Here is a 24,941-nt window from a genome sequence, read left to right on the forward strand (position 1 = left end):
CTCAAGGCATCTCCTGAACCATTTGCTCCAGATCGGCCGCAGGCACGCCGGCGAGTCCCAGGCTGGCGGAGATCGTTCCCTCCAGAGCATAGAGGCCGCGCCGGAGCGCCGCATCCGTTTTCAGGGCCGCCGGCAGGCCGCGCCCGACGATCTCCGACAGATACGGCAACAGCGCATTGGTCAGCGCATGAGACGACGTCCGAGCCACCATCGCGGGAACATTGGGAGCGCAAAAATGGATCACCCCGTGAGCCGTGAAAAGGAAGTCCTCGTGAGGCGTCAGAGTGGACGTCTCCACGCATCCGCCCTGATCAATGGAGAAATCCATGATGATGCTCCCCGGTCGCATCCGCTTGACCATGTCGGCTGTCACCAGCACGGGAGCCCGCTGACCGGGGACGAGAACGGCTCCGATGAGGACATCGGCGAACGTGACGAACTTCTCGATGTTATTTCTCGTCGCCAGGGCGGTGACGACGCGCCCACCGAAGGCGGCGTCAATCTTCATCAACTGGGTGATCTCCTTGTCGAGGACATAGACGTTGGCCCCGACACCCAGGAAAGCGCGCGCCGCGTAGTAGCCGAGCGTCCCGGCGCCGAGGATGACGACGTCGGCGGGTGGGATGCCGGGAATGCCTCCGAGAAGCACGCCGCGCCCACCGTGGGTCGTCTCCAGCAGCCGCCCGGCGATTTGAACGGCCATGAGTCCCGCGATCTCGCTCGATGCGCGAAGGATGGGAAGCGATCCGTCATCCCGACGAACGATCTCGAACCCGATGGCCGTCATGCGCCGCTCGACGAGCATCTCGATGAACTCCCTGGGCGCCACCGCCAGGTGGAGAAAGGCCATGAGTGCCGTCGCCGGATTGAACAATCCCCACTCCGAAACATCGGGGCGTTGAACCTTGACCACAAGATCGGCCCGGCGAAAAGCCTCCTCGTGAGAGTAGACAATTCGGGCTCCGGCCGCGCGATACTCCTCGTCGCTGAATCCCGCACCCGCACCCGCGCCCGATTCAACCACCACTTCGGCTCCGAGACCTCTCAGATCGCGCACGCCGGCAGGTGAGAGACTGACGCGCTTTTCCTCGACTCCTTTCATCACCGGAGCTTCTTTGGGAATGCCGATGATCATGCGTCCTCCTGAGAAAAGGGCCACAGATCTCACACAGTGGCACCGATTTTTCAGCTCGATTGTTTATTCCCTGAAGCCACAAATGGAGGAGATTCGCACCGATTCCTCTCGCTCGGTAAAATCGGTGGAACCTGCGGCTCCATCTCCTCGGAAAAAAGGGCACGGGCTTTCCAGCCCACGCCCTGTCGCGGACGGAAAAGTCTACTTTTCGTCATTTCCGGGCGGAAGTCCCGCTCCATGAGTCGCTCCTCCGACGTTCTCACGCCGTCTGTGTCGGTCGCGGTGGGCTTTCGGGCGACGGGGATACTCCTTCCCTCGCGCGCATCAGAAGACCGAGCGCGATGGAGAGAAATTTCGCCTCGGCGCTATCGGATCGCGAAGGGATGAGCACCGGAACGGAAGCTCCCACCGTGACGTGGGCCAGACGGAAGCGGGCGAAGTAGACTGTGCTTTTCGCCAGGACATTGGCGACTTCGATATTTGGCGCCACGAGGATGTCGGCGCGCCCGACGACGGGCGAACTGATCCCCTTCGCCTCAGCCGCTTCGGGCGCTACGGCCAGATCGAGCGCCAGCGGACCCTCGATGAGACAGCCGGGGATTTGTCCCCGCTCGTTCATCTTCGAGATCACCGCCGCTTCCAGCGTGGAAGGTATCGCGGGGGTGACTTTCTCTGTCGCCGAGAGAAGAGCGACCCTGGGCATCTCCCAGCCGAGCACCTGAGCGACGCGCACGGCATTGCGGATGATCTCGATCTTTTCGGCCAGACCGGGACTGACGTTGATTCCTCCATCGGTGATCATCATCAACCGATTGGGCTGTCGGGCGGGATTCTCGAAGAGGAAGACATCGCTCAAAAGCTGACCGGTGCGGAGGCCGCTTGTCGAGTCCAGGACGGCCCGCATCACGGTGGCCGTATCAACCGAACCTTTGAGGAGAATGTCCCCCTGTCCGGCGCGGATCCGGGCGACGGCCTCGCGGGCGATCTCGGCGTCATCGGAGCAATCGAGGATGGGGAGATCGGCCTTGAGCGAGCGAAGCAGCGGATGAATCCGATCCCGCCGACCGACGACGAGAGTCTCGGTCCGGAACTCGGCGGCAGCGGCGATGACCGCTTCGAGCGCGGCGCGATTGTCGCCGCCGGCAACGACGATTCTCTTGCCGGGGATGAGACGGGCGTGCTCGACCATCTCATCAAAGCTGTAAATCGCCGATGTCATCGCTTCGTCCTCCCGATTCCCGGAAGGAATCCTGCGATACTGTTGTGATCGAGGCGGATCGGACGGATGCGCATGGCTCCCACTCCCTCATCAGACGTATTCTTTGGCCGTTTCCTCGCCCATCAGGACGCGGCGGGCGCCAGCGGCCAAAGCCCGCATCTCCATGTCTTCACTGAGGACGATCACCGGGGCGATGAACTCCACGCGCTGTCGAATCCATCGGACCAGCAGGTCTGACCGGCTCAGTCCCCCGGTGAGGAGAATCGCATCCACCCGACCGTTGAGCACCGCGGCCATGGCCCCGATTTCTTTGGCGATCTGGTAGGCCATCGCTTCATAGACCTGAGCGGCGTAGGTATCTCCTTGAGCGATGCGCTTTTCGACTGCCGTGGCATCGGTGATTCCCAGATAGGCCACCAATCCGCCCTGGCCCATCACCATACGGCGCATTTCGCTTTCGGTCACGCGCCCGGAGAAGCAGAGCGTGATGACGGGCTGAAGCGGCAGACCGCCGGTTCGTTCCGGCGAGAACGGTCCCTCGCTGGAAGCATCATTGGCATCAATGATGCGTCCGCTCCTGACCGCACAGACGGATATTCCTCCACCCAGGTGACCGACGATGAAGCGTGTTTGTTCCAGAGGCCGACCGAGGCGATGGGCTGCATCGCGGGCGATGGCATGAACGCTGAGCGCGTGGGTGAGGCTCCGTCGGGGAATCTGCGGATGGCCCGACAGTCGTGCGAGCGGCTCGAACTCGTCCACCGAGACGGGATCCACGACAAAGGCGGGGACGTCGGCCCGACGGGCTACCTCCCAGGCCAGGGCGCAGCCGAGATTGGCCGCGTGCTGGCCTTGAATGCCCCGCCGCGCGTCTTCCAGCATGCGCTCGGTGACACGATAGACACCGCCGTCAACCGGTTTGAGCAAGCCGCCGCGACCGACAACCGCATCGAGATCCATGACCGAGCACGTCCACTCGGCGAGGGCATCCCACACAAAGGCGAGACGAAACTCCAATTGATCCCAGAGAGTGGCGAACCGATTCAACTCCTCCGGCGGATGACGCACCGTCTTGTCCTGACGTGGCCGCTCGCCGTCAAACAGCCCCACGCGCGTGGACGTGGAGCCGGGATTGATGACGAGAATGAGAGGTTCTTTTGCGGCCATGGTCGTCTGGGTCAAGTCAGGCGGCTTGTTTCAAATAAGCGTCAATAGCCCGGGCGGCATCGCGCCCATCTTTGATGGCGGTGACAACCAGATCGGCTCCGCGCACGCAATCGCCGCCGGCGAAAACACCCGGCCAGGACGTCATCTTCTGGTCGTTCACCTCATAGGTCTTCCAGGGGGTCAGGGCCAATCGTTTTTGATCATCTCCGGGAACGGGCGAACCTTCAAATCCGAAGGCCAGGATGACGAAGTCGGTCTCGATCTCAAAATTACTGCCGGGAATGGGGATGGGCTTACGTCGGCCATCCACATCGGGTTCGCCGAGTTCCATGCGGATGCACTCGATTTTGCAGACGCGCCCCTGGGCATCGCCGATGAAGCGCACCGGTGCGGTGTAGAAATGAAACTCCACGCCCTCTTCGCGGGCGCGTTGCACCTCGGCGCGGCTTCCCGGCATATTTTCCTCATCGCGCCGATAGACGCAGATGACGCGGGCTGCCCCCAGGCGAACGGCCGTGCGCAAACAGTCCATCGCCGTATCGCCCCCGCCGAGAACGGTCACTTTTTTCCCGCGCAAATCATCCTTCTTCCATTGCCCGGGCGGCAGGTACGTCTCATCCAAATTATTGCGGATGAGAAACGGCAATGCCTCGCACACACCCTCCAGCTCCATTCCCGGCAGGCGTGGATTCTTCGCTTCCTGAGCGCCGGTGCCGAGAAAGACGGCGTGAAATCCCTGCTCGAAGAGATCACTCAGGGTGAGGTCCTTGCCGATGCGGGTCGAGCAGACGAATTTCACGCCCAGGCTCTCCAGATAACGGATGCGCCGCTCGACCACCCATTTTTCGAGTTTGAATCCGGGGATACCGTAGATGAGCAATCCGCCCGGTTGCGGCCAGGCTTCAAAGACGACGACGTCGTGGCCCTGTTTGACCAGTTCCTCGGCGCAGGCCAATCCCGCCGGACCCGATCCGACGACGGCGACGCGCTTGCCCGTCGGCGGAGCGATGGGGGGCCGGGGAAGTCCCTCCTGGCGGAAGGCATACTCGTTGATGAAGCGTTCAATTGCGCCGATGGCGACCGGATCGTGCTTTTTGCCGAGCACGCAGGCTCCCTCGCACAACCGATCCTGCGGGCAGATGCGCCCGCAAATCTCCGGCATATTGCTGGTGGATTGCGAGAGGTGGGCGGCTTCGAGGAATTTCCCCTCGGCCGTGAGGATGAGCCAATCACGAATACGATTGTGAAGGGGGCAGGCGGCTTCGCAGGCCGGATTCTTGCAACCGATACACCGCTGCGCTTCAAGTTGCGCCGTCACGGGGTCATATTCGATGTAGACCTCGCGGAAATCGCGCACCCGTTCGGCGACCGGACGTTTCTCCGGATCGAGTCGGGGCCACTCGGTTTTTTTCTTCCCCTCGCGCTCGCGCAGGACATCGGTCAGCATCATGGCTTTTCCTCCCAATGGATGTGTGAGATCACAGTCTTGGCGGTTCGACCGGTCGCACCCCGGCATTGGCGCGCTCCCAGCGATAGCGTCGGAGCGGGCCTCCCGTGTAGACGCCTTTGAGGTGACGGACCATGGCGATGCGCTCCTCCACCATGCGGTCGGCAGCTTCATGAGTGGGAATCCCCCGCTCGCGGGCAATCTGAAAAACTTTCCTCAAGTTGTAGAAGATTCCCCGCGTCATCCGCAGCGCCCGCCGACGATCATAGCCTTCAAGCTCGACCGAGACGTTGATGAGGCCACCGGCATTGATGACGTAATCGGGAGCGTAGAGAATTCCCCGCTCATGCAACGCCAGGCCGTGCCGATCCTCTTCCAGTTGGTTGTTAGCAGCGCCGGCGACGATCTGACAGCGCAAGCGCGGGATCGTGCGGTCGTTGAGGATTGCGCCCAGCGCACAGGGGGCGAAGATTTCCGCCGGGACATCGTAAATTTCCTCCGGCGGAACGATCTCCACTTTCAGCTCCGTCCGTGCCCGCTCGGTTTTCTCCGGGTCAATGTCGGCGCCGATGAGGCGAACGCCTTCGCGGCTGAGGAGCTGGGCCAGATGAAAACCGACGCTCCCCAGACCCTGAATGGCCACGGTCAATCCCTGAAACGAATCGGTGCCGAATTTCTCCAGCAGACACGCTTTCATTCCCTGGACGACGCCGAACGCCGTCACCGGAGCGGGATCTCCGCCACCGCCATGAGCGGGAGACAATCCGCAGACGTAGTCGGTCTCCATGTACATGTACTCGACATCGTTGACATCAATGCCCACGTCTTCGCCAGTGATGAAGCGCCCGCCCAGGCTTTGCACAAATCGCCCGAAGGCACGAAAGAGCGCTTCCGATTTATCCGTTTTGGGATTGCCGATGATGACCGCCTTGCCGCCGCCCAGGTTGAGTCCCGCTGCCGCCGCCTTGTAGGTCATTCCCCGCGACAGTCGCAAGGCATCAATGAGAGCGTCCTCATCGGTCGCGTACGGCCACATGCGGGTCCCCCCAAGCGCCGGTCCCAGGGTCGTATCGTGAATGGCGATGATCGCCCGTAATCCGACGTCTTTATTCTGGCAGAAGATCACTTCCTCGTGACCGCCTTCTTCCATTCGGGAGAAGCAGTTCATCCTGTCACCTCCGGCGAAAAAATGGAGTCGCGCGGGTTTCCCCGCCTGTATCGCTTGGAGCGCAAGCTTTCCAGCCGGCGTTTCTCGCAGACTCGAAAATCTGCGCTACGTCGGCAGACTGAAAAGTCTGCGCTACGCTGGGATTTGAGCTGCTCGGCCATAGTCGTATCCGCTCTCGAACGCTTTCTGGTTCAGGGCGACAGCGGACGAGGGGAACGAGGTAGCCAGTGCTTGAGTCATCGCTTCCACCGTCGCTACCTGAGCGAGCGCCGTCAGGCAGCCGAGCATGACGACGTTGGCGACGATGCGATGCCCGAGCTGTTCGGCCAGGCGCGTGGCCGGAATGCGGAACAGGCGCACGTCGGGTCGCACCGGGTCCGGGACGACCAAATCCTCATCAATGAGCAACAGTCCCTCCGGTTTCAACTCAGCGGCAAACGTCGTGTAGGCTTCCTGCGACATGGCGATGACGATGTCGGGTCGGGTGAGATAGGGATAGTGAATCGGTTCATCGGCGATGATCACCTGGGCGCTACAGGCGCTGCCCCGCGCTTCCGGCCCGTAGGACTGAACCAGAGTGGCATAGCGATGATCATAGAGCGCCGCCGCCTTGCCCACCAGATAGCCGGCCAGGATGACTCCCTGCCCGCCGAAACCGGAAATTCTCACCTCGGTGTGGCTCATCGCGTTCTGTTATCCCTCCACGGCTTCGATCTCGTCATGAACCTTCTCGACGTAGGGCTCGACCATGAAGGCGGCCAGTTGCCGACGCATCATCTGGTGGTAGGTTGGCCGCTCGCGATCCACGAACTTGCCAAGGATAATCTCACCTCGCACATCGAGTCCATCCTCATCGGGAAGAGTTCCATGAACGATCTTGCTGTGAGTCTTGAAGTACTTCATCATCTCCAGCGCATCGCCCAGCCGATTGCGGCGCAAATAGCCGGTCGGGCAGGGCGAAATCACTTCGACGAAGCTGAATCCGGGTTTCATCACAGCTTCCTCCAGAGCCGTGATGAGGCGGCGAACGTGGAAGACGGTCCAGCGGGCGACGTAGACGGCACCGCTGGCGGCGGCCAGACGCGGCAGGTTGAACGGATACTCGAAGTTCCCGTAGGGGCTGGTGCTGCTTTTCGCCGCCAGCGGCGTCGTGGGCCCCATCTGTCCGCCGGTCATGCCGTAGATGAAATTGTTGACGCAGACGACCGTCAGATCGAGATTGCGCCGGGCGGCATGGATGAAGTGATTGCCCCCGATGGCCGCCAGATCGCCGTCGCCGGTGAAGACGATGACCGTCAACCGGGGATTGGCCAGCTTCAACCCGGTGGCGAAGGGGATGGCCCGACCGTGGGTGGTGTGAAAGGCATCGAGCTTGACATAACTGGCGACGCGAGCCGAACAACCGATGCCCGACACGACGGCCACCTGATCGAGCGGCAGCTTCAGATTCTCCAGCGCCAGAAGCAGACTCTTCATCGCAATGCCGATGCCGCAGCCCGAACACCAAATATGCGGGAAGCGGTCGGTGCGCAGCAGATAATCGAGGGGATGTGCGAGCGTCTCACTCATGGAGAGCCTCCTCAATGGCCGCCAGAATCTCACCGGGATCGTGCACGCGTCCGCCGGCGCGCGTCACCGGGCGCGTGCGGGCACAACCGGCGGCAGCGCGTTCGACTTCCAGGGCGATCTGTCCCAGATTAATTTCCGGCACGACGAAGGCTCTGATCTGCTCGGCCAGTTCGCGCACGCGCGTTTCGGGAAAAGGCCACACGGTCACCAATCGCAGGAGTCCCACGGGCAGGCCCTTGTGGCGGGCCCGTTCAACCGCATAGCGGGCCACGCGCGCACTGATGCCATAGGAGATCACGACCACTTCAGCATCCTCGGTCGCCCACTCGTCCAGCCGAATGATCTCGTCGGCATGGCGCCGAATCTTCTCCACCAGCCGTCGCACCAGGGCGTCGTGCACCTCGGCGGATGTTGCCGGATAGCCTCGTTCGTCATGCGTCAGTCCGGTGATGTAGACGCGATAGCCTTCTCCGGCCGCCACCATCGGCGGAACCAAATCGGCCTCGGCGCGGAAGGGCCAGTAGGCCTCGGGTGGACCGGTGAACTTCTTCCGGTTCACCACCGGAATTTCATCCCGGGGCGGAATGACCACCTTCTCCGTAAGGTGGCCGACGACGGCATCGCTCATGACGAGAACCGGCAGGCGATAGGTCTCCGACAGGTTGAAGGCGAGCACGGTGAGGTCGAACATCTCTTGGGCGCTCATGGGAGCCAGGGCGATGACTCCATAATCTCCGTGCGCGCCCCAGCGGGCCTGCATCATGTCAGCTTGACTGACGAGCGTCGGCAATCCGGTCGAGGGTCCCCCTCGTTGAACGTTGACGATGACGCAGGGTGTTTCCGTCATCATGCCGAGGCCGAGGTTTTCCATCATCAGGCTGAAGCCCGGGCCGGACGTGGCCGTCATGGCTTTGAGCCCTCCCCAGGCGGCTCCCAGGACGGCACTGATCGAGGCGATCTCGTCTTCCATCTGGATGTAGATTCCGCCCACTTCGGGCAGGCGTTCGGCCATGCGCTCGGCGATCTCGGTAGCCGGCGTGATGGGATAGCCAGCGAAGAAGCGGCAGCCCGCCGCCAGTGCCCCTTCAGCGCAGGCGACATCGCCGTTGATGAAGTGTTCGCCGGTGAGGACCGCTCGATCGGACGTCATGGCTTCGATCCATTCTCCGTAACGACGTAGACGGCGAACTCCGGACACAACAGTTGACAGAGCTGACAATTCGTACAGGCGCTTTCGTCCACCACCTGCGGGATGTGATACCCTTTGGCATTGAACCGATCCGACATCACCAGCACATGCTTGGGACAGAACTCCACGCAGAAGGCGCAGCCCTTGCATCGCTCCGCCAGAAGAAAGACATGAACGCGCGCCCGCCCGCGGGAGGGGCGAGAAACGACGGTCACATGAGCAGCTTGGTTCGGCATGCGTCTCTCCCTTTCAGTCGAGAGCCGAGACCTCCAGATAGTAAACCTTCTGGATCAGCTCGTTCTCTTCGGTCTCGTGTCGCTGGATGAGAGCGAAAAGATTCTGACAGCGCTGGCGAAAGTCGGCAAACGATGCCCCCCAACCTGTGGCCTGAAGATCGGAGGCACTGATCAGGTCATCCACATTCCGGAGAATCCGCACGTGATCCTGTCGGAGCTTCTTCACCTGCTCCTCGGCCGAAGGCCAGCGCAGGACGACATCCTCCATGAATCCACCCGTCTCCTCCAGCATGAAATGGCGCAGGAGGTGGCGGCGAAATTGCCAGAGCTTATCGCAGAGTCGCCAGTTCCAGTCGGGATTGTTATGGTGCTCCTCTCCTTCGTCGAGCAAGGCGCGCAGTTCGCCGAGGAGAGACCGCACGACCTCATGCTCTCGGAGAATCTCCTGAGCTGTAGCGACCGATGTTTCGTTCATCGTTCCGACTCCCTCGAGGTCGGTCCGCCCGCCGGAATCCGCTCGGCGGGCGGACCGCTCGATTCTCAGGTCATCCGCCGACGGTGACGGGTTCCGGATGCCGGAGGAGTTTCTCTTCCGCCTCCTGAGCATCCACCACGGCGATGGCTGCCATGTTGACGATGTCTTTGACCTCGCAGCCCCGTTGGAGGACGTGAACCGGCTTGCGCATGCCCATGAGGATGGGGCCGATGGCTTCCGCCCCGCCGAGCCGCTGCACCAGTTTATAGGCCACATTGGCCGATTGCAGGTCGGGGAAGATGAGCACATTGGCTCCCCCCTTGAGTGTGCTGAAGGGATAGTATTCGTCAATCAGCTCCGGCACCACGGCGGTGTCGGCCTGCATCTCGCCATCCACCATGAGATCGGGAGCCCGCTCTTTGACCAGGCGCGTGGCCTCGCGGACTTTATCCACGAACCGATGGCGGGCGCTGCCGAAATTGGAAAACGAGATCATGGCGATGCGCGGCTCGATGTGGAAGCGCCGGGCCACCTCAGCGGCGCAGAGAGCGATTTCGGCCAGCTCCTCGGCCGTCGGCTCGATGTTGACCGTTGTGTCGGCGAAGAAGTAGACCTTGTCCTTGAGGATCATCATGTAGAGACCCGAGACGCGCGACACATCCTCCCGCATCTGGATGATCTGAAGAGCCGGACGAATGGTCTCCGGATAGTGCTGGGTGACGCCAGCAATGAGCGCGTCGGCATCGCCCCGCCGCACCATCATCGCGCCGAAGATAGTGGGATTGCGCATCTGCTCCAGAGCATCGCGCCAGGTCACGCCCTTGCGCTGGCGCAGTTCGTAGAATTCGCGGGCATAGCCCTCGAACTTGGGCGAACGGATCGGATCAATGAGTTCGATCTCGTCGAGCGCGATGTCCAGCTCCCGCGCCTGTTGACGAATCCGCTCCTCATTGCCCAGCAGCACGGGACGAGCGATGCCCTCGTCCACCAGCAGATGAGCGGCCCGCAGCACCTTTTCGTTCTCCCCTTCGGGGAAGACGACGCGCTTCGGATTGCGCCTGGCTTGATGGATCATGATCCGCATCACTTCACGGGATTTGCCCAGGCGGCTCTCCAGTTGCTCCTTGTACTCCTCGATGTCAATGTGCAGCCGGGCCACACCGCTTTCCATCGCTGCCTGAGCCACCGCCGACGCTTCCCAGATGAGCACCCGATGATCGAGCGGTTTGGGAATGAGATAGTCCGGTCCAAACCGCAGACGTTCGCCGCCGTAAGCTTTCATGACCGAATCGGGAACATCTTCTTTGGCCAGCGCCGCCAGAGCGCGTGTGGCTGCCAGTTTCATCTCCTCGTTAATCGTGGTGGCGCGAACATCCAGCGCCCCCCGGAAGATGAAGGGGAAGCCGAGGACATTATTGACCTGATTGGGATAGTCCGAGCGTCCGGTGGCCATGATGACGTCCGGGCGGGCGGCCTTGGCTTCCTCCCAGGTGATTTCGGGATCGGGATTGGCCATGGCGAAGACGATCGGGCGCTCGGCCATCGAACGAACCATCTCGGGCGTCACGCAGTTAGCCACCGACAATCCGACGAATACATCGGCTCCCACCATCGCTTCGGCCAGCGTGCGAGCATCGGTCTCTGCCGCCAGCTCTTCCTTCCAGGGATTCATGCCGACGGTTCGCCCTTTGTAGATGACTCCTTTGGTGTCGCAGAGGATCAGGTTCTCCTTTTTCACGCCCAGGCGGAGATAGTATTTGGCGCAGGCGATGCCCGACGCACCCGCTCCGTTGAAGACGACCTTGATCTCATCTATGCGCTTACCCACGATCTCCAGAGCATTGAGCAGCGCCGCTCCGGAAATGATCGCCGTTCCATGTTGATCGTCGTGAAAGACGGGGATGCTCAGCTCGCGCTTGAGCGTCTCCTCGATGTAAAAACATTCGGGCGCTTTGATGTCCTCCAGATTGATGCCGCCGAAGGTCGGTTCGAGCAGTTTGACGACGCGGATGACTTCGTCGGGATCATGTGTGTTGATCTCGATGTCAAAGACATCAATATCGGCGAAGCGCTTGAACAAAATCCCCTTGCCCTCCATCACCGGTTTTCCCGCCAGCGCGCCAATATCGCCCAACCCCAGGACAGCCGTTCCGTTGGTGACGACGGCGACGAGATTTCCTTTGGCCGTGTAAAGATAGGCATCGTCGGGATTGGCTTGAATGCGCAGGCAGGGGACGGCGACTCCCGGCGTGTAGGCCAGCGAGAGATCGCGCTGGGTGAGGCAGGGCTTGGTGGGGACGACTTCGATTTTGCCCCTTCGTCCCTGGCTATGATAATCGAGGGCTTCCTGTTCCTTGATCATGACCTCCTCCCGAAAAATAGCCCACGATGCGCACGAACGAGGCCGAGGAGTCCTCTCCCCTTCGTTCGTGGCAAACGCGCGCTGATGGACGCATTCAACATCTCTCGTGCAGCAGCCGCCCAGGCCCCCTTTCGAAAGAAGACCCGTATCCAACTGCCGCTTCGTTCACCAGTTATCCACCACCCAGGAAGTGATCGGCTCGGTGCATTGTCCAGCAGCAGCCCATTCGATGCCGGCGCGCAGTGCCGCCCGATTCACTTCCAGCAAAGAAGATTTCTTGGTGTTTTTCTCCAGTACCCGTTCAACGAGGTCTGGTGTCAGGAGTCTGGTTCGCCCGAGGTATGCGCCCAGCATCACCATATTGGCGGCTCGGGCTTCGCCCAGGCGATCGGCAATCTCACTGGCGGGGACGGCCATCACTTCGAGATCCCGGCGCACCGGCGCACGATCAATAAGGGTGGCGTTATAGAGCAAGAGTCCTCCGCTCACGACTTCCGCTTCGAATCGGTCGAGCGACGGACGATTCATGGCCATCAACACGGTGGGATGCGAGATGAGCGGCGAGCCGATGGGCTCCTGTGAGAGCGTGACATGACAGTGAGCTGTTCCTCCCCGCATCTCCGGTCCGTAGGAGGGAAGCCAGGAGACATGATACCCCTGATACATCCCGCATTCAGCGAGGATCGTTCCCAGAAAGAGCACGCCCTGACCGCCGAATCCGGCGATCTTAATGCGGGGATTGCGATAACAAGCGGCGACGTCCGGCGGTGTGACACGACCGAAAATGTCGGGCTCGCGCAAGCCGAGAAGCGCGGGAATCTCGGTCACGGGAACATGGGTTTTCGTGAGCGTCCGGCTGGGCCGCGTCGCCGTTTCGTCCTTGAACACGCCCAGAGGGAAGACCGGCAGCATCTGCTCCTTGATCCACTCGCAGGCCGCATCCGGTTGAAGACCCCAGCCGGTGGGACAGGGCGAGAGCACCTCCACCAGCGAGAACCCTTTGCCTTCCATCTGAGCCTGAAGCGCCTTGCGAATGGCGCGACGCGCTTTCATGCGGGATCGGGTATCGAACAGAGCTACCCGCTCAATATAGACGGGTCCGGCCAACGTAGCTAACAGCTCACACACGCGCAGCGGATAGCCTTCGTTGAGGACATCTCGTCCGCGCGGGGTGGTCGTCGTCTTCTGCCCCAGCAACGTCGTCGGCGCCATCTGTCCGCCCGTCATACCATACAGCGCGTTATTGACGAAGATGACGGTGATGTTTTCTCCCCGGTTGGCCGCGTGCAGCACCTCATTGCCGCCGATGGCCGCCAGATCGCCATCGCCCTGATAGCTGATGACGATACTCTCCGGTCGCGCCCGTTTCACTGCCGTGGCCACGGCCGCCGCTCGCCCGTGAGCCGCTTGAATATTCCCCACGTCGAAATAGTAGTAGGCGAAGACGGAACAGCCCACGGGACTGATGAAGATCGTGCGATCCTGAATGCCGAGATCGTCAATGGCCTCGGCGATGTACTTGTGGATGTTGCCATGACCGCAGCCGGGACAATAGTGCGTCGTGTGATGATCGCCCGGCTTGCGCTCAAACACCCCATAGAAACTCTTCGGTCTCTGGTAAGCGACGGCGTACATGTTTCACCTCGTTGGCTTTGAGAATTTGTTCCACCAGTTCTTCGGCCGTGGGAACCACTCCTCCGAACCGACTGTAGAGCAAGACGGGCCGCTCGCCTTCGATGGCCAGTCGCACATCCTCGACGAGTTGTCCCGCGCTCAGTTCGACGGTGAGAAAGCATTGCGCCCAATCGGCCAGCACCGATAGCGGTTCGGCAGGAAATGGCCACAGCGTGATCGGACGAAAGAGTCCGGCCTTGACGCCCTGCGCCCGCGCTCCGTCCACGGCTGTTTTCAAGATGCGCGAGACGATCCCATAGCCGACCGTGATGATCTCCGCATCCTCGGTTTTGTACTTCTCATAAAGCAGGACGCTATGTCGCGCCCGCGCGTACTTCTGTTCGAGATGGCGAATATGCTGCTCCAGCTCTTCCGGCGCAAGATAGATTGACGTGATCAGATTGGAGCGCGTCTGGGCATTGCCGCACACAGCCCACTCCGGCGGTTCAGGCAAAACGGCGGTGGAAGGGAATTCCACCGGTTCCATCATCTGACCGATGAAGCCGTCGGCCAGCACAATCACCGGATTGCGGAACCGATCGGCCAGATCGAAGGCGAGCATCGTCAGGTCACACATCTCCTGAACGGAGTTGGGCGCGAGGACAATTGTCCGGTAATTGCCGTGGCCGCCGCCCTTGACGATCTGGTGGTAATCGCTTTGTTCCGGTGCGATATTGCCCAGGCCGGGCCCCCGCGCATGATGTCCACGATGACGCAGGGAAGTTCGGCACCCGCCAAATAGGAGATGCCTTCTTGCATCAGGCTCAGCCCCGGCCCCGAGGAGGCCGTCATCGTCCGCTGTCCGGCGGCAGCCGCTCCGTAGACCATATTGATGGCTGCCACTTCGCTTTCGGCCTGAAGGAAGGTCCCCCCGACCAGAGGGAAGTATCGGGCAGCCGCTTCGGCGATCTCACTGGCCGGCGTGATCGGATAGCCGTAGAACGAGCGACATCCCGCCAGAATGGCCGCAATCACCACCGCTTCATTTCCCTTGACGAGCTGCTTGGCCATGATGCCCTCCTCTCCCGCTCACGCAGCGGCAGCAGCGTGACCCTGAACCGGGGCGGCACGCGCCGGTTGCTGCAGGACAAAGACGGTGATGGCTCCCGGCTCCGGACAGGCATAAAAGCACGCGCCACAGCCCGTGCATCCCTGCCCAACATACATAACCGGATGATACCCATAGCTATTGAGTCGCTCCGACAGCCGCAGGACCTGAGGCGGACAGGCCGCCACGCACAGCCCACATCCTTTGCACTCCTCCTGGTTGATCTCCACCGTGCCACGATCAAGCGTCTCTGCTTTTGCCATTGTCCCGGTACTCCTTTGGGGAGAAGCCTTACAGCGGCCTCTCCCGCTCAGAAAGGGAAGCAAACTCCATGCCGGGACCGTTCTCGCGGGTAGCCATTCTAATTGGTTGATTCCTCAAGAGGTCAGCCGACCTGTGGGGCAGTGGTTTCGCTCCGGTGGGCTAAAACTCCGCACTCCTGAGGGAAATTTCACCCAGGTGAGGAGATCATCGGCCAGGGGCCTGACAGCCAATTCTTCCAGAGAGGACGCGAGTCACCAGAAGCCGCCGCGCTCAGAGCGACGCCGGCTATCGCCTGGTCGCACTCGCCGCACCGACCATTGACGATTCGATTGAGCAGCGTGTGATAGCCCTGGCGCTCGATGAGAATTGTTCGGCAGCGAGGGCAATAGGTGTGGGCGCACGACGATCCCGGAATGTTCCCGCAATAGACGTACCGCAATCCGACGGCGTGCCCAATTGCGCAGGCGCGATAGAGCGTCTCCAGCGGTGTGGGCTCGCACTGCCCCATCTGATAGGAAGGGAAGAAGGCGGCGACGTGCCAGGGAATATCCCGCGATAGCGACGCGACAAACTCCGCCGTGCGATAGAGTTCCACGTCCGAATCGTTATGACCGGGAACAACCAGCGTGGTCACTTCAATCCACACGCCGAGCTGATGCAGCATCCGGATCGTCTCCAGAACCGGTTCCAGCCGCGCTCCGCAGCACTGCTGGTAGCGATGATCATCAAACCCCTTGAGATCAACGGCCGCGGCCGCCAGATAAGGGGCGAGCAACCGAAGCGCGGCGTCGGTCAGGTAGCCGTTGGTGACGAGCAAATTTTTCACTCCCTGAGCATGGGCCAGGCGAGCCGTTTCGTACATCAACTCGAAAGCGACGGTCGGCTCCGTGTAGGTGTAAACGATGCTGCGGCAGCGATGCGCTCGGGCGGAAGCGACGATCTCCGGAGGAGTAATGCGCCGACCGATGACCCGCCCTCGATTCCCTTTCGGGAGCTGGGAGAGCGTGTAATTCAGACAGTAGCGACAGCGCATCGTGCAGCCCACCGTCGCCAGCGCCAGAGCCGCCGAGCCGGGATCAACGTGATAAAACGAATGCCTCTCCACCGGCTCCACCGCCATCGCCACAATCCGATCAGACACAAGCGTGTAGAGCCGCCCCTCGTGATTGACCCGCACACCACACAGCCCGCGCTGGCCCGGACCAAGAGCGCAACGGTGAGCGCAGAGATCGCAGACGACATCCTGAGCGCCGACGCGATGATAGAGCATCGCTTCCTGTGCCGCCCGCTGAATTCCTGTAACACCTTGTTCGTCCCGGTTCGTCATCGCTTGTCCATCCCGTTCGATGTGGCGCGTGCAAACAGCGTGCCGCGCGCGACGGATTCTGTCAACCTCGACAATCAAAGAGCTTAACAAGACCTACCCGGCCCCACGCTGAGAACCTTCCCCCACCGATGAGTCATACGACGCAGAAAAGTTACCAACCAGCGCACAGGCCCCCGGCAGGGCGCAAACCAAACCGTCGCATCGGCAAAAGTGTGATACAATATCAGCGCCTGTCAGCACCCCGACCGTGAGGGTGGGTAAGGAGATGAACAAGCGGAAAAGACCAGCAAAAGCCGACAGAGGGGATCGTCTGGAGGAAGCCCTGGCCGAACTGCTTCATGCGCAAGCAACCCTGGTGCATAACCAGGCCGCTTTCCTGGCGGAGATCGCGGCCCTGCGGCGCGAGAACGCCGAACGCTTCACCCGCATTGAGACGATTTTGCTCCGCCACGAGGAAATTTTGCTCCGCCATGAAGAAATTTTGCTGCGTCACGAGCAGATGCTTCAGACTCTCCCCGAAGCCATTCGGGAAAAGATCGGATTCAAACCGACCAAGTAGCGGGATCGGCCCTCTCGGGGATGAGGAGCCGAAGGCATTCCTTACCTGAGCGTCACGTTGCCTGTGTCGTCTTGCTTTCACCGGATTCGTTCCTTATGATGTCGAAGACCTGTCGAAGCGCCGGGTGAGGCGAAGCGGTTAAGGAGGAATTTTATGGAGCAGCGACCCAAACGCGACCCCTACGGGTTGGTGGGGACAACGATCGCCGACCGGTATAAAGTCGAAGAGCTGGTGGGCATCGGCGGCATGGGAGTGGTCTATCGGGCTCAGCACGTCATGACAACGGCGACGGTAGCCCTCAAGGTGTTGAAACCCGATCTGGCGATCGCCTATCCCGACATGGTCGAATCCTTCTTCAAGGAAGCGAAAGCGACCGTCGGACTTGATCATCCCTACATCATCAAAGTGACCGATGCGGCGGTGACTGCCGATGGCATCCCCTTCCTGGTGATGGAGTGGCTTGACGGCCGCACGCTCGAAGCCGAGATTCGAGACAAAGGCATGTTGCCGCTGGACCGGGTGGCCACGCTGATCGAACAGGTCTGCGAGGCGCTGGCTCAGGCCCATGCGCGGGGCATCGTTCACCGTGACCTCAAGCCGGGAAACATAATGCTGGTGACCGATTACAAGGGCGAGGAGGCGGTGAAGATTCTCGACTTCGGCATCGCCAAGGCCATGAGTACGACCACGGGCGCGAAGGTCAGTCGGGCCATCGGCACGCTTCATTACGCTTCGCCGGAGCAATTGATGCTGGGCGCGAGCATTGATCATCGCTCGGACATCTACAGCCTGGGCGTCATCCTTTATCAATTGCTGACGGGTCAGGTTCCCTTCGATGCCGACTCGATGGAGCGCATGATCTATCAGCATCTGAAAGTCGAGCCACCACCACTCAGAGCGCTTCGACCCGATTTGTCCGAAGCCGTCGAGAGCGTCGTCCTTAAGGCGCTGGCCAAGAATCCGGCGGAACGATACCAGAGCGCCACCGATCTGGCGCGGGCCTTGCGCCGGGCCATCAGCCTGGAGACGGGAACCCTCATCCTTCGCTGCCTCGATCAGGCGACGCGCGAGCCGGTGGCTGGCGTCTCCGTCTACCTCAACGGCAAATATGCCGGCCAGACCGATGAGACGGGCTGCTGGCGAAAGGACGATTGCCTGCCCAAATCGCACGTCGTGGAAACGGATGGCTTCGGCTACCACGCCTGGCGGGCAACGGTTCGCATCGAGCCGCGCAAGGAGGCCTCTCTCACCGCCGAGCTGACGGCGATTCGCGCCGGTGAGTTGATCATCACCTGCGGCATCGCCGGAGCGGAGGTTCTGGTAGATGAGAAAACGTTCGGCGTGACGGATCACACCGGACGCTTCTATCTCGATCGCCTCCCGGTGGGCAAACACACGGTTCGCGTCGTTCATCCGACGCACCGCCCCGCCACGTCGGAGGTCGAGATCATCGAGGGAGAGAAATCCGAGCTTCATCTCTCGCTCGTTCCGGACGCGCGGCGGCACTTCGCTCAAAAGACAAAAGCGATCGCCCAGGCGATCACTACCGTCATGCGGGGGAACCGGCGGGCGCCGTCCCCTTCGGTCCCGCAGAAAGAGCCTCTAGCTCCGGATCGCGTTGAAGATACGGCGACGGCGCTGCTGCCCACCGAGCGCGTCACCGATACGGAAGGAGCCACACAACATCTCGCTCCCACGGTGGCCGCCACGCGCATGGTCCCCTCACGACGGATCTTCGTCGGGATGGGAGCTGTGGTGGTGGTTGTGATTCTCGCCGGTGGTGCTTTGCTTCTTCTTCGCCCCCGCTGGTTCGCCTCGAAGGAAATAGGTCAGACACCGACCGTCGGTCAGCCGGTCCCCTCATTCGAAATGGCCCCGCCGCCCTCCGCACCGATCCCCGCGCCGAATCCTCCCCTGGTTTCCGGCCAACCCCTCGGTACTCCGTCCTCACGACCGGCAGGTAAAGCGCCATCGGCAACATCCCAAGGCCGACCCTCGCCGGGGGCTCAAGATGTGGCGGCTACCTCTCATAAGCCCGAGGCGGTCGAGCCCATGCTGACGGCCAAGCAGCATATTGACCGGGGCAATGCTTATCTCAACAGCGGGCGCACGCAAGCTGCGCTCCTTCACTATCAGGACGCGCAACGGCTGGAGCCGAACAATCCCGATGTGTACTACCTGCTCGGCCTCGCCTATGAACGGCTCGGCGACATTGAGGCCGCCATCAAGGCCTTTGAGCAATGCACGTCAGGCCCTTACGCTGGCGTCGCCCAGAGTCACGTCAAGCGCCTGCAAAAGAAAAAAGGAAAGTAGCTCCAGAGCGCACATCCGCCCCGGACGAGAAAATCCCCGCCCCTTTAGCCTCCGGCCTGGCCGAGATCGCCGGGTTCGGTCATCTTTCGGTAGTCAAGCAGTGCGTCGAGTTCCTCCGGGCTGAGAACGTTCCACTCGCGGGCGATCTCGCGGATGGTGCGATTGCTGGCGTAGGCGGCCTTGGCGATCTCCGCCGCTTTGTCATAGCCGATGCGGGGCACGAGCGCCGTCACCGTCGAGAGATTGCGCTCGAGCGTCTCCTGACACCGCTCGACATTGGCCGTGATGCCGACGATGCACTTGTCGGTGAAGACGCGACTGGCCGAGGCGAGCAACCGGATTCCCTCCAGCAGATCATAGGCCAGCACCGGCATCATCACATTCAGCTCGAAATTCCCCATCATCCCGCAGAGGGAGATGGTCGCATCGTAGCCGATGACCTGAGCGGCCACCATTGTCACGGCTTCGCAGATGACGGGATTGATCTTTCCCGGCATGATCGAACTGCCCGGCTGAGTGGCCGGCAGCGTGATCTCGGCCAATCCCGCTCGCGGCCCCGACCCCATCCAGCGAATGTCGTTGGCGATCTTCATCAGGCTCACGGCGATGGTCTTAAGCTCACCCGAGGCTTCGACGCAGCCGTCGCGAGTGGCTTGAGCTTCAAAGTGATTTCGCGCTTCCCGGAAGGGCAGACCCGTCTCCTCGGCAATGTAGCCGATGGCGCGGGCGGCGAACGGAGGACGCCGATTGATGCCCGTACCCACCGCGGTACCGCCCAGGGCCAGCTCCAGCAGGACATCGCGCGCATGAGTCGCCCGCTCGATCCCTTTGGCGATTTGCTCAGCATAGCCGCTGAATTCCTGACCCAACCGAATGGGCGTGGCATCCATCAGATGCGTGCGCCCCGTCTTCAAAATGGGATCGAACTCGACGGCTTTGGCCGCCAGCGCCCGGTGCAGATGCTCCAGCGCCGGAATCAGATCTTCGGTGAGGGCCATCGCTGCCGCTATGTTGATCGCCGTGGGAATGACATCATTGGATGATTGCGACATATTGACGTGATCGTTTGGGTGAACGGCTTTGCTTCCCCGGGGCAAACCCAGAATCTCGGCGGCGCGATTGGCAATCACCTCATTGGCATTCATATTGGTGGATGTGCCGCTGCCGGTTTGAAAGATGTCCACGGGAAAGTGATCATCCCAGCGACCATCTCTCACTTCGGTCGCGGCCTCGACGATGGCATTACCGATCTTCGGATCCAGGTCGCCGGCATCCATATTGGCGCGGGCACAGGCGCGTTTGATGACCCCGAGAGCCCAGATGAAGCGTCGGGGAAACCTCAGACCGCTGATGGGAAAATTCTCCACCGCCCGTGCCGTTTGCGCTCCATAGTAGGCGGTTGCCGGAACCCGCATCTCTCCCAGCGAGTCGCGTTCGATACGGTAGTCTGACATCTTCGCTCACCTCCCCTGAAAAATGTGTTTCCTTGTGGTGCGGGCTTTCGAGCCCGCGCATCTCTCGCGGACTGGAAAGCTTCGCTACAGTGCAGAAAGTCTGCACTACGTCGCAGACTCTTGTGGCGCGGGCTTTCCAGCCTGCGCATCTCTCGCGGACTGGAAAGTCCGCGCTGCTTCTCCCTTCTGCCGGGCGAGGATTTCCACGGTTCGGAGCCAATCTTTGTACGCCTCATAGCGATTGGCGCGCTCGGGCGTGAGGTTCCGATCCGTGTTGTCCTCCCAGCGCCGAACCAGGAGCAGCGGTTCGTAGATGCGCCCCACCTCGTAGTGACGGCTGAGGCGCAAACAGACGGCATAATCTTCGCCGAAACTCACATTGGGGAAGCCGACGCGCCGCAGCAGGGGAACGTAAAAGGCGCGGGGCGCTCCGAATCCCGAAACGCGCAAGGCATTGTTGCGCCCGTTGTCCGGCGTCCACTCCCGATGATCCACCACTCCCGGCGGAATCGGTTCGCCGTCAAAATTGACGGTTCGATACGAACCGATCACCAGGGCATAGCGCGGGGCCCGCGAGCGAGCCTCCTCCGGCGCGGCCGGTGGCGCCTCGGGCGCATAAAAGGCGGCGATGATCTTCTGGAGAACATCGGCATCGGCATAAAGATCATCGGAATCAAGCTGAACGGCAAACAGCCCGCACGACGGAGAGAAAATCGCTTCGTTCCAGCATCCGCCGATGCCCAAATCCCGCCGCGAGGGAATACGGTGAAGGAGCCGATCATCCTCGCGCCTCATCTGCTCGATGATCTCGCTCGTTCCATCGGTGGAAAAGTTATCCACCACGATCACGTTGAAGGAGAAAGTCGTTCTCTGTGCGAGGGCGCTTCGAAGGGCATCTCCGATTGTGCGCGCGCGATTGCGAACGGGAATGACCACGCTGGCCAGGACGGGAAAATCATGCTCCGGCAGCGGAATCGGAGCGAACACGGGTTCCAGATAGGCTCCGATGCGTCGGAGATGGGCCGTGGCGATCTCTTCCATCTCCTGCTCGTAGGCGCGATTCTCCGGTTTCACGTAAGCGAACAGAGGGTCCTCCGGTGCGTCGGTTGGCTCGGCATCAGAAGCGACGGTCAGTCGAGGCCAGCAAAGGGAGAGCGGCTCCGGCACGTGAACAATCGGGGCATGAGAGGATATTTTCAGCCGGAGATCATAGAGCCCGCCCCATCGCCAGCGGGGATCCACCGGTCCCAAAGCCGCGCGTACCGCGTGAACAACGCGTCGGGACAGGACCATCACCGGGCCGAAGTCGAACGTGTCCCGCAGGCTCCCCGGCTGATACTCGATCAGCCGACGCTCCTGAAGCCGGCCCCCTTCGTGTTGCCAGAAGTCCGCGTAGACGATGCCCGCTCCCGTGTCGTCGGCAACGTCCAGAAGTCTCTCCAGCGACCGATCGCTTACCTCGACGAGCCCGCGACCGAGCAGGAGCACGAGATAGTCGCTCGTCCACAGCTCCAGCAATCGGTTCACTGCCTCCGCCGAGAAAAACTCCCCGCACCGGATAAATCGAAGAGGGTCCTGTTGACCTCCGCCGGCCCGATCGGCCAGCATTTCCCGCCGAACGAAATGAGTCATCGCCGCCCGCTCCTCATCGGAGACCTCCTCCCGGTGAAAGAGAATGAGATCGGTCACCGAGGGGGATCGCGGAAGCAGATCGAGTTGCTGACGAAAGGCCGTCAGATTCTCGTAGACGAAAGCCAGCGTGAGCGTCCTCATCGAGAGAAGTCCGTCGTCAGAGCCAGGGATTCCAATCGAGGATAGGCCCGGATCAGCGGTTCGGGCACCGGCACGGCCGTCCCCTCGATGTCGGCTTTGAGTTCCAGGGCGTTCACCACGCCCTTGCCCTGATAGTGGTTGTTGGTGATGACGTAGACATCGGCGGCTGTCTGAGCAATGGCCCGGATGTTCTCGATCCAGGGCTTCAGTTCTTCATGCGAGTAGAGATAATCGTAGCGGGCAGCCGCCGTCGCGCTCTCGCTGAACCAGTTGTCGTAATTGCGCCCGTGAAGCCGGACGTAGCCGACCGGCGCGGTCACCCGTCGCGTCGGACCGAGCGACCGTCGAAAGACCGGTTGATCAATATTGCAAAAACCCACGTTGTGCTCCCGAAAGAACTCGTAGACCGATTCCACATTCCACGAGGCGTGACGCACTTCCACGACCAGCGGATACTCGGCGAACCGCCGCACCAGTTCGCTGATATACTCGCGGGCGTCGGGCGTGTTCTTGAATGACCAGGGAAATTGAAGGAGCACGGCTCCCAACTTGCCCGCTTCGACCAGGGGCTCCATTCCCCGTTTGAAACTCGCCTCGTCCTCCGGCGTGGGCGTTCGCTCGTGCGTGAATTTTCGATAGAGTTTGGCGGTGAACTTGAATCGGGGATTCTCTCCGACCCGCGCCACCCACCGGCGCGTCATGGCCGTCGTCGGAGGACGGTAAAAACTGCTGTTGATTTCAATCGTGTCGAAGTAGCGGGCGAGGTACTCCAGCGGATCGAATCCCCGGGGAGCCGGATGAGGATAGACGCGTCCCCACCAGTCATCGTAAGACCATCCGGCTGGTCCGATCCGAATCATGACGTGCGACGATGTCCTCCGGGTCATCCGATCATCGGGCCGTCACGGCTCCGCCAGGAAATAGGAGATGATCCGCAGAATCCCGGGGATCTCGTACGGATGATACCCGCGCAACAATTCCAGCTCCCCGCCGGGAGCTTCGCGATAGGGGATGCGCTTGCTCCGGAGATAGGACTTCAACCGCTCGACGCGCGCCTCCGGGCAGTCCTGAAGATCGAGCAGGATGGTCTGCTCTCCGCTCTGGAGCTGTCGAAACGAAACGCGATAGGGCTGCGGCGTTTGTCCTTCCATCGTCACCGCACACTCCTTTCGGGCGCGCGTTGCTGTTGCGCGAAGCGCTTGCCGGGAGCCGAATCGCCGAGACCATCAACTGATGACATATCCGCTCAGAATGAGCGCTGATCCGATGGCATTGTAGAGGAAATGGGCGACAACGCACGGGAGCAACTGACCGGTATAGGAACGAATCACCGTGAGCGCGAAGCTCAAAACCGTCACGGCCATGAGGATGAGAAGGCTGCCCGCATACTGGGGAAAGTGAACGACCGCGAACATCGCCGTCACGATGAGGATGGCGCGAACCCGCCCCAGGCGATGATGGAGCGCAGGATAGAGGATTCCTCGATAGACGAGTTCTTCCACCAAAGGAGCCGTGAGCACGGCCACCAGAGCAATCGCGATGCGAACGTCCTGCCCGGTTTGAAGCAGCTTATCGAAGTCGGTCTCCCCGTGAGGGACGACGAGCGAGAGGAGATAGAGGATCAGATAGAGGCCACCGATGAGCGCCAGGACATGTCGCAATCGGAAGCGCGGGTGCCAGCGCCAGCCCAGCGTGTGAAAGAACGGCCGCTTCGCTCCCGATGTGACGACCATATAACCGACGAGTAACGTCAGCAGGTGAGTGACAAACAGCATCCCGATTTGAACGATCAGGGCGCGAGGATTACTGATCAAATCGGGACTGAACGGGTTCACTCCCGCTTTGTGCGCCCACACGAGAACGCCGAACGCTGGAACAATCGAAAGAGTCAACGTGAAAAAGACCCACACGCCGATGGCTGCCGCCAGATTCCAGGGCGGAGGGGAGGCCGCGACGGGGGAAGATCCACCTCCGGTCGGCGCCTGGCTCTGACAACTGGCACAGAGAGAGGTGAGGCCCGAGCGCTCATCATCGGTCAGGACGTGACCACAGCAAAGGCAGGTATGAGTCAGTTCGGTGCTCATCCGTCAGATGTCCTTCGCAGTCCGAGGCCGCGCGTCCGTTTTTTTGCTGGTGTTGATCGGTTCGGTGTTCATTCCTGGAGTTTTCCTTTCACGGGCGCTCCACCAGCAGGGCCAGGCCCATTCCCCCGCTGACGCAGAGCGTGGCCAGGCCCCGAACGGCCTTCCGTCGCGCCATTTCATAAAGCAGCGTGACAACGATCCGCGCTCCGCTGCAACCGATGGGATGGCCCAGAGCAATCGCCCCCCCATTGACATTCAATCGTTCGTGATCGAAATGAAGCTCACGATCACAGGCCAGCACCTGAGCAGCGAAGGCTTCGTTCAACTCCACCAGATCCACATCCGTCAGTCTGAGCTTGCGCCGATCGAGCAGGCGGCGGACGGCCGGAACCGGTCCGATCCCCATGAGGCGAGGATCCACACCCACAATCTCGTAATCCACCACGCGCGCCTGTGGAGGGGGAGATCGGCGCCCGGC

22 protein-coding genes and 1 pseudogene are annotated in these 24,941 nt (G+C 61.3%); 2 read left to right on the plus strand and 21 right to left on the minus strand.

The window, feature by feature from the left end; all coding sequences use genetic code 11:
• Position 1: 1 nt before the first annotated feature.
• The 15 genes and pseudogenes from VNM72_01435 to amrS form a co-directional block, all read right to left on the minus strand.
• A complete protein-coding gene (locus tag VNM72_01435) occupies positions 2-1,135 on the minus strand; it encodes an alanine dehydrogenase (GenBank protein HXF04060.1) in 1,134 nt (377 codons plus the stop codon).
• Between the two features lie 259 nt (positions 1,136-1,394).
• Positions 1,395-2,354: a phosphate acyltransferase gene (locus VNM72_01440; GenBank protein HXF04061.1), complete on the minus strand. Its 960-nt coding sequence runs from the start codon at positions 2,352-2,354 to the stop codon at positions 1,395-1,397.
• 90 nt (positions 2,355-2,444) lie between these two features.
• A complete protein-coding gene (gene buk, locus VNM72_01445) occupies positions 2,445-3,521 on the minus strand; it encodes a butyrate kinase (GenBank protein ID HXF04062.1) in 1,077 nt (358 codons plus the stop codon).
• A gap of 16 nt (positions 3,522-3,537) precedes the next feature.
• Positions 3,538-4,971, minus strand: coding sequence for an NAD(P)-dependent oxidoreductase (locus tag VNM72_01450; protein ID HXF04063.1), 1,434 nt, complete (start codon positions 4,969-4,971; stop codon positions 3,538-3,540).
• A 28-nt stretch (positions 4,972-4,999) separates the two neighbouring features.
• Positions 5,000-6,136 (minus strand): Glu/Leu/Phe/Val dehydrogenase dimerization domain-containing protein, encoded by a 1,137-nt coding sequence (locus VNM72_01455; GenBank protein HXF04064.1) that lies wholly within the window; start codon positions 6,134-6,136, stop codon positions 5,000-5,002.
• Between the two features lie 132 nt (positions 6,137-6,268).
• Complete coding sequence (locus tag VNM72_01460; protein ID HXF04065.1) at positions 6,269-6,820, minus strand: 2-oxoacid:acceptor oxidoreductase family protein; 552 nt, start codon at positions 6,818-6,820, stop codon at positions 6,269-6,271.
• A 9-nt stretch (positions 6,821-6,829) separates the two neighbouring features.
• Positions 6,830-7,705, minus strand: a complete 876-nt coding sequence (locus VNM72_01465; protein HXF04066.1) for a 2-oxoacid:ferredoxin oxidoreductase subunit beta — start codon at positions 7,703-7,705, stop codon at positions 6,830-6,832.
• Positions 7,698-8,855 carry a 2-oxoacid:acceptor oxidoreductase subunit alpha gene (locus VNM72_01470; protein ID HXF04067.1) on the minus strand — a complete coding sequence of 386 codons (1,158 nt, stop codon included), beginning with the start codon at positions 8,853-8,855 and terminating at the stop codon, positions 7,698-7,700. Before VNM72_01470 ends, VNM72_01465 begins: the two co-directional genes overlap by 8 nt.
• Entirely contained in the window at positions 8,852-9,130 is a 279-nt protein-coding gene (locus tag VNM72_01475) for a 4Fe-4S dicluster domain-containing protein (protein ID HXF04068.1), read from the minus strand. The genes VNM72_01470 and VNM72_01475 overlap by 4 nt, the downstream gene beginning before the upstream one ends.
• 13 nt (positions 9,131-9,143) lie before the next feature.
• Positions 9,144-9,605 carry a hemerythrin domain-containing protein gene (locus VNM72_01480; GenBank protein ID HXF04069.1) on the minus strand — a complete coding sequence of 154 codons (462 nt, stop codon included), beginning with the start codon at positions 9,603-9,605 and terminating at the stop codon, positions 9,144-9,146.
• Positions 9,606-9,675: 70 nt separating this feature from the next.
• Positions 9,676-11,967: a phosphate acetyltransferase gene (pta, locus tag VNM72_01485; GenBank protein HXF04070.1), complete on the minus strand. Its 2,292-nt coding sequence runs from the start codon at positions 11,965-11,967 to the stop codon at positions 9,676-9,678.
• A 165-nt stretch (positions 11,968-12,132) separates the two neighbouring features.
• Positions 12,133-13,602 carry a 2-oxoacid:acceptor oxidoreductase family protein gene (locus VNM72_01490; protein ID HXF04071.1) on the minus strand — a complete coding sequence of 490 codons (1,470 nt, stop codon included), beginning with the start codon at positions 13,600-13,602 and terminating at the stop codon, positions 12,133-12,135.
• A pseudogene (locus VNM72_01495) lies at positions 13,553-14,652 on the minus strand (3-methyl-2-oxobutanoate dehydrogenase subunit VorB). The gene VNM72_01490 and the pseudogene VNM72_01495 overlap by 50 nt, the downstream one beginning before the upstream one ends.
• Positions 14,653-14,670: 18 nt before the next feature.
• Positions 14,671-15,015 (minus strand): 4Fe-4S dicluster domain-containing protein, encoded by a 345-nt coding sequence (locus tag VNM72_01500; protein ID HXF04072.1) that lies wholly within the window; start codon positions 15,013-15,015, stop codon positions 14,671-14,673.
• Positions 15,016-15,140: 125 nt separating this feature from the next.
• A complete protein-coding gene (gene amrS / locus VNM72_01505) occupies positions 15,141-16,280 on the minus strand; it encodes an AmmeMemoRadiSam system radical SAM enzyme (GenBank protein ID HXF04073.1) in 1,140 nt (379 codons plus the stop codon).
• A gap of 265 nt (positions 16,281-16,545) precedes the next feature.
• On the opposite strand from amrS, the gene VNM72_01510 reads away from it, so the two are divergent.
• Both VNM72_01510 and VNM72_01515 read left to right on the plus strand, forming a co-directional pair.
• A complete protein-coding gene (locus VNM72_01510) occupies positions 16,546-16,839 on the plus strand; it encodes a hypothetical protein (GenBank protein HXF04074.1) in 294 nt (97 codons plus the stop codon).
• Positions 16,840-16,992: 153 nt separating this feature from the next.
• On the plus strand, positions 16,993-19,152 hold the full coding sequence (locus tag VNM72_01515; GenBank protein ID HXF04075.1) for a protein kinase: 2,160 nt from the start codon (positions 16,993-16,995) through the stop codon (positions 19,150-19,152).
• Positions 19,153-19,196: 44 nt separating this feature from the next.
• On the opposite strand, the gene VNM72_01520 is transcribed toward VNM72_01515, so the two are convergent.
• The 6 genes from VNM72_01520 to VNM72_01545 form a co-directional block, all read right to left on the minus strand.
• Positions 19,197-20,606, minus strand: a complete 1,410-nt coding sequence (locus VNM72_01520; GenBank protein HXF04076.1) for a class II fumarate hydratase — start codon at positions 20,604-20,606, stop codon at positions 19,197-19,199.
• Positions 20,607-20,711: 105 nt separating this feature from the next.
• On the minus strand, positions 20,712-22,379 hold the full coding sequence (locus tag VNM72_01525; GenBank protein ID HXF04077.1) for a glycosyltransferase family 2 protein: 1,668 nt from the start codon (positions 22,377-22,379) through the stop codon (positions 20,712-20,714).
• A complete protein-coding gene (locus VNM72_01530; protein HXF04078.1) occupies positions 22,376-23,239 on the minus strand; it encodes a DUF72 domain-containing protein in 864 nt (287 codons plus the stop codon). Before VNM72_01530 ends, VNM72_01525 begins: the two co-directional genes overlap by 4 nt.
• 42 nt (positions 23,240-23,281) lie before the next feature.
• Positions 23,282-23,530, minus strand: coding sequence for a hypothetical protein (locus VNM72_01535; GenBank protein ID HXF04079.1), 249 nt, complete (start codon positions 23,528-23,530; stop codon positions 23,282-23,284).
• A gap of 75 nt (positions 23,531-23,605) precedes the next feature.
• Positions 23,606-24,463: a CPBP family intramembrane glutamic endopeptidase gene (locus VNM72_01540; protein HXF04080.1), complete on the minus strand. Its 858-nt coding sequence runs from the start codon at positions 24,461-24,463 to the stop codon at positions 23,606-23,608.
• A gap of 88 nt (positions 24,464-24,551) precedes the next feature.
• A partial coding sequence (locus VNM72_01545) for a hypothetical protein (protein ID HXF04081.1) occupies positions 24,552-24,941 on the minus strand: 390 nt, incomplete at its 5' end.

Source organism: Blastocatellia bacterium, assembly GCA_035573895.1.
Lineage (GTDB): Bacteria > Acidobacteriota > Blastocatellia > HR10 > HR10 > DATLZR01.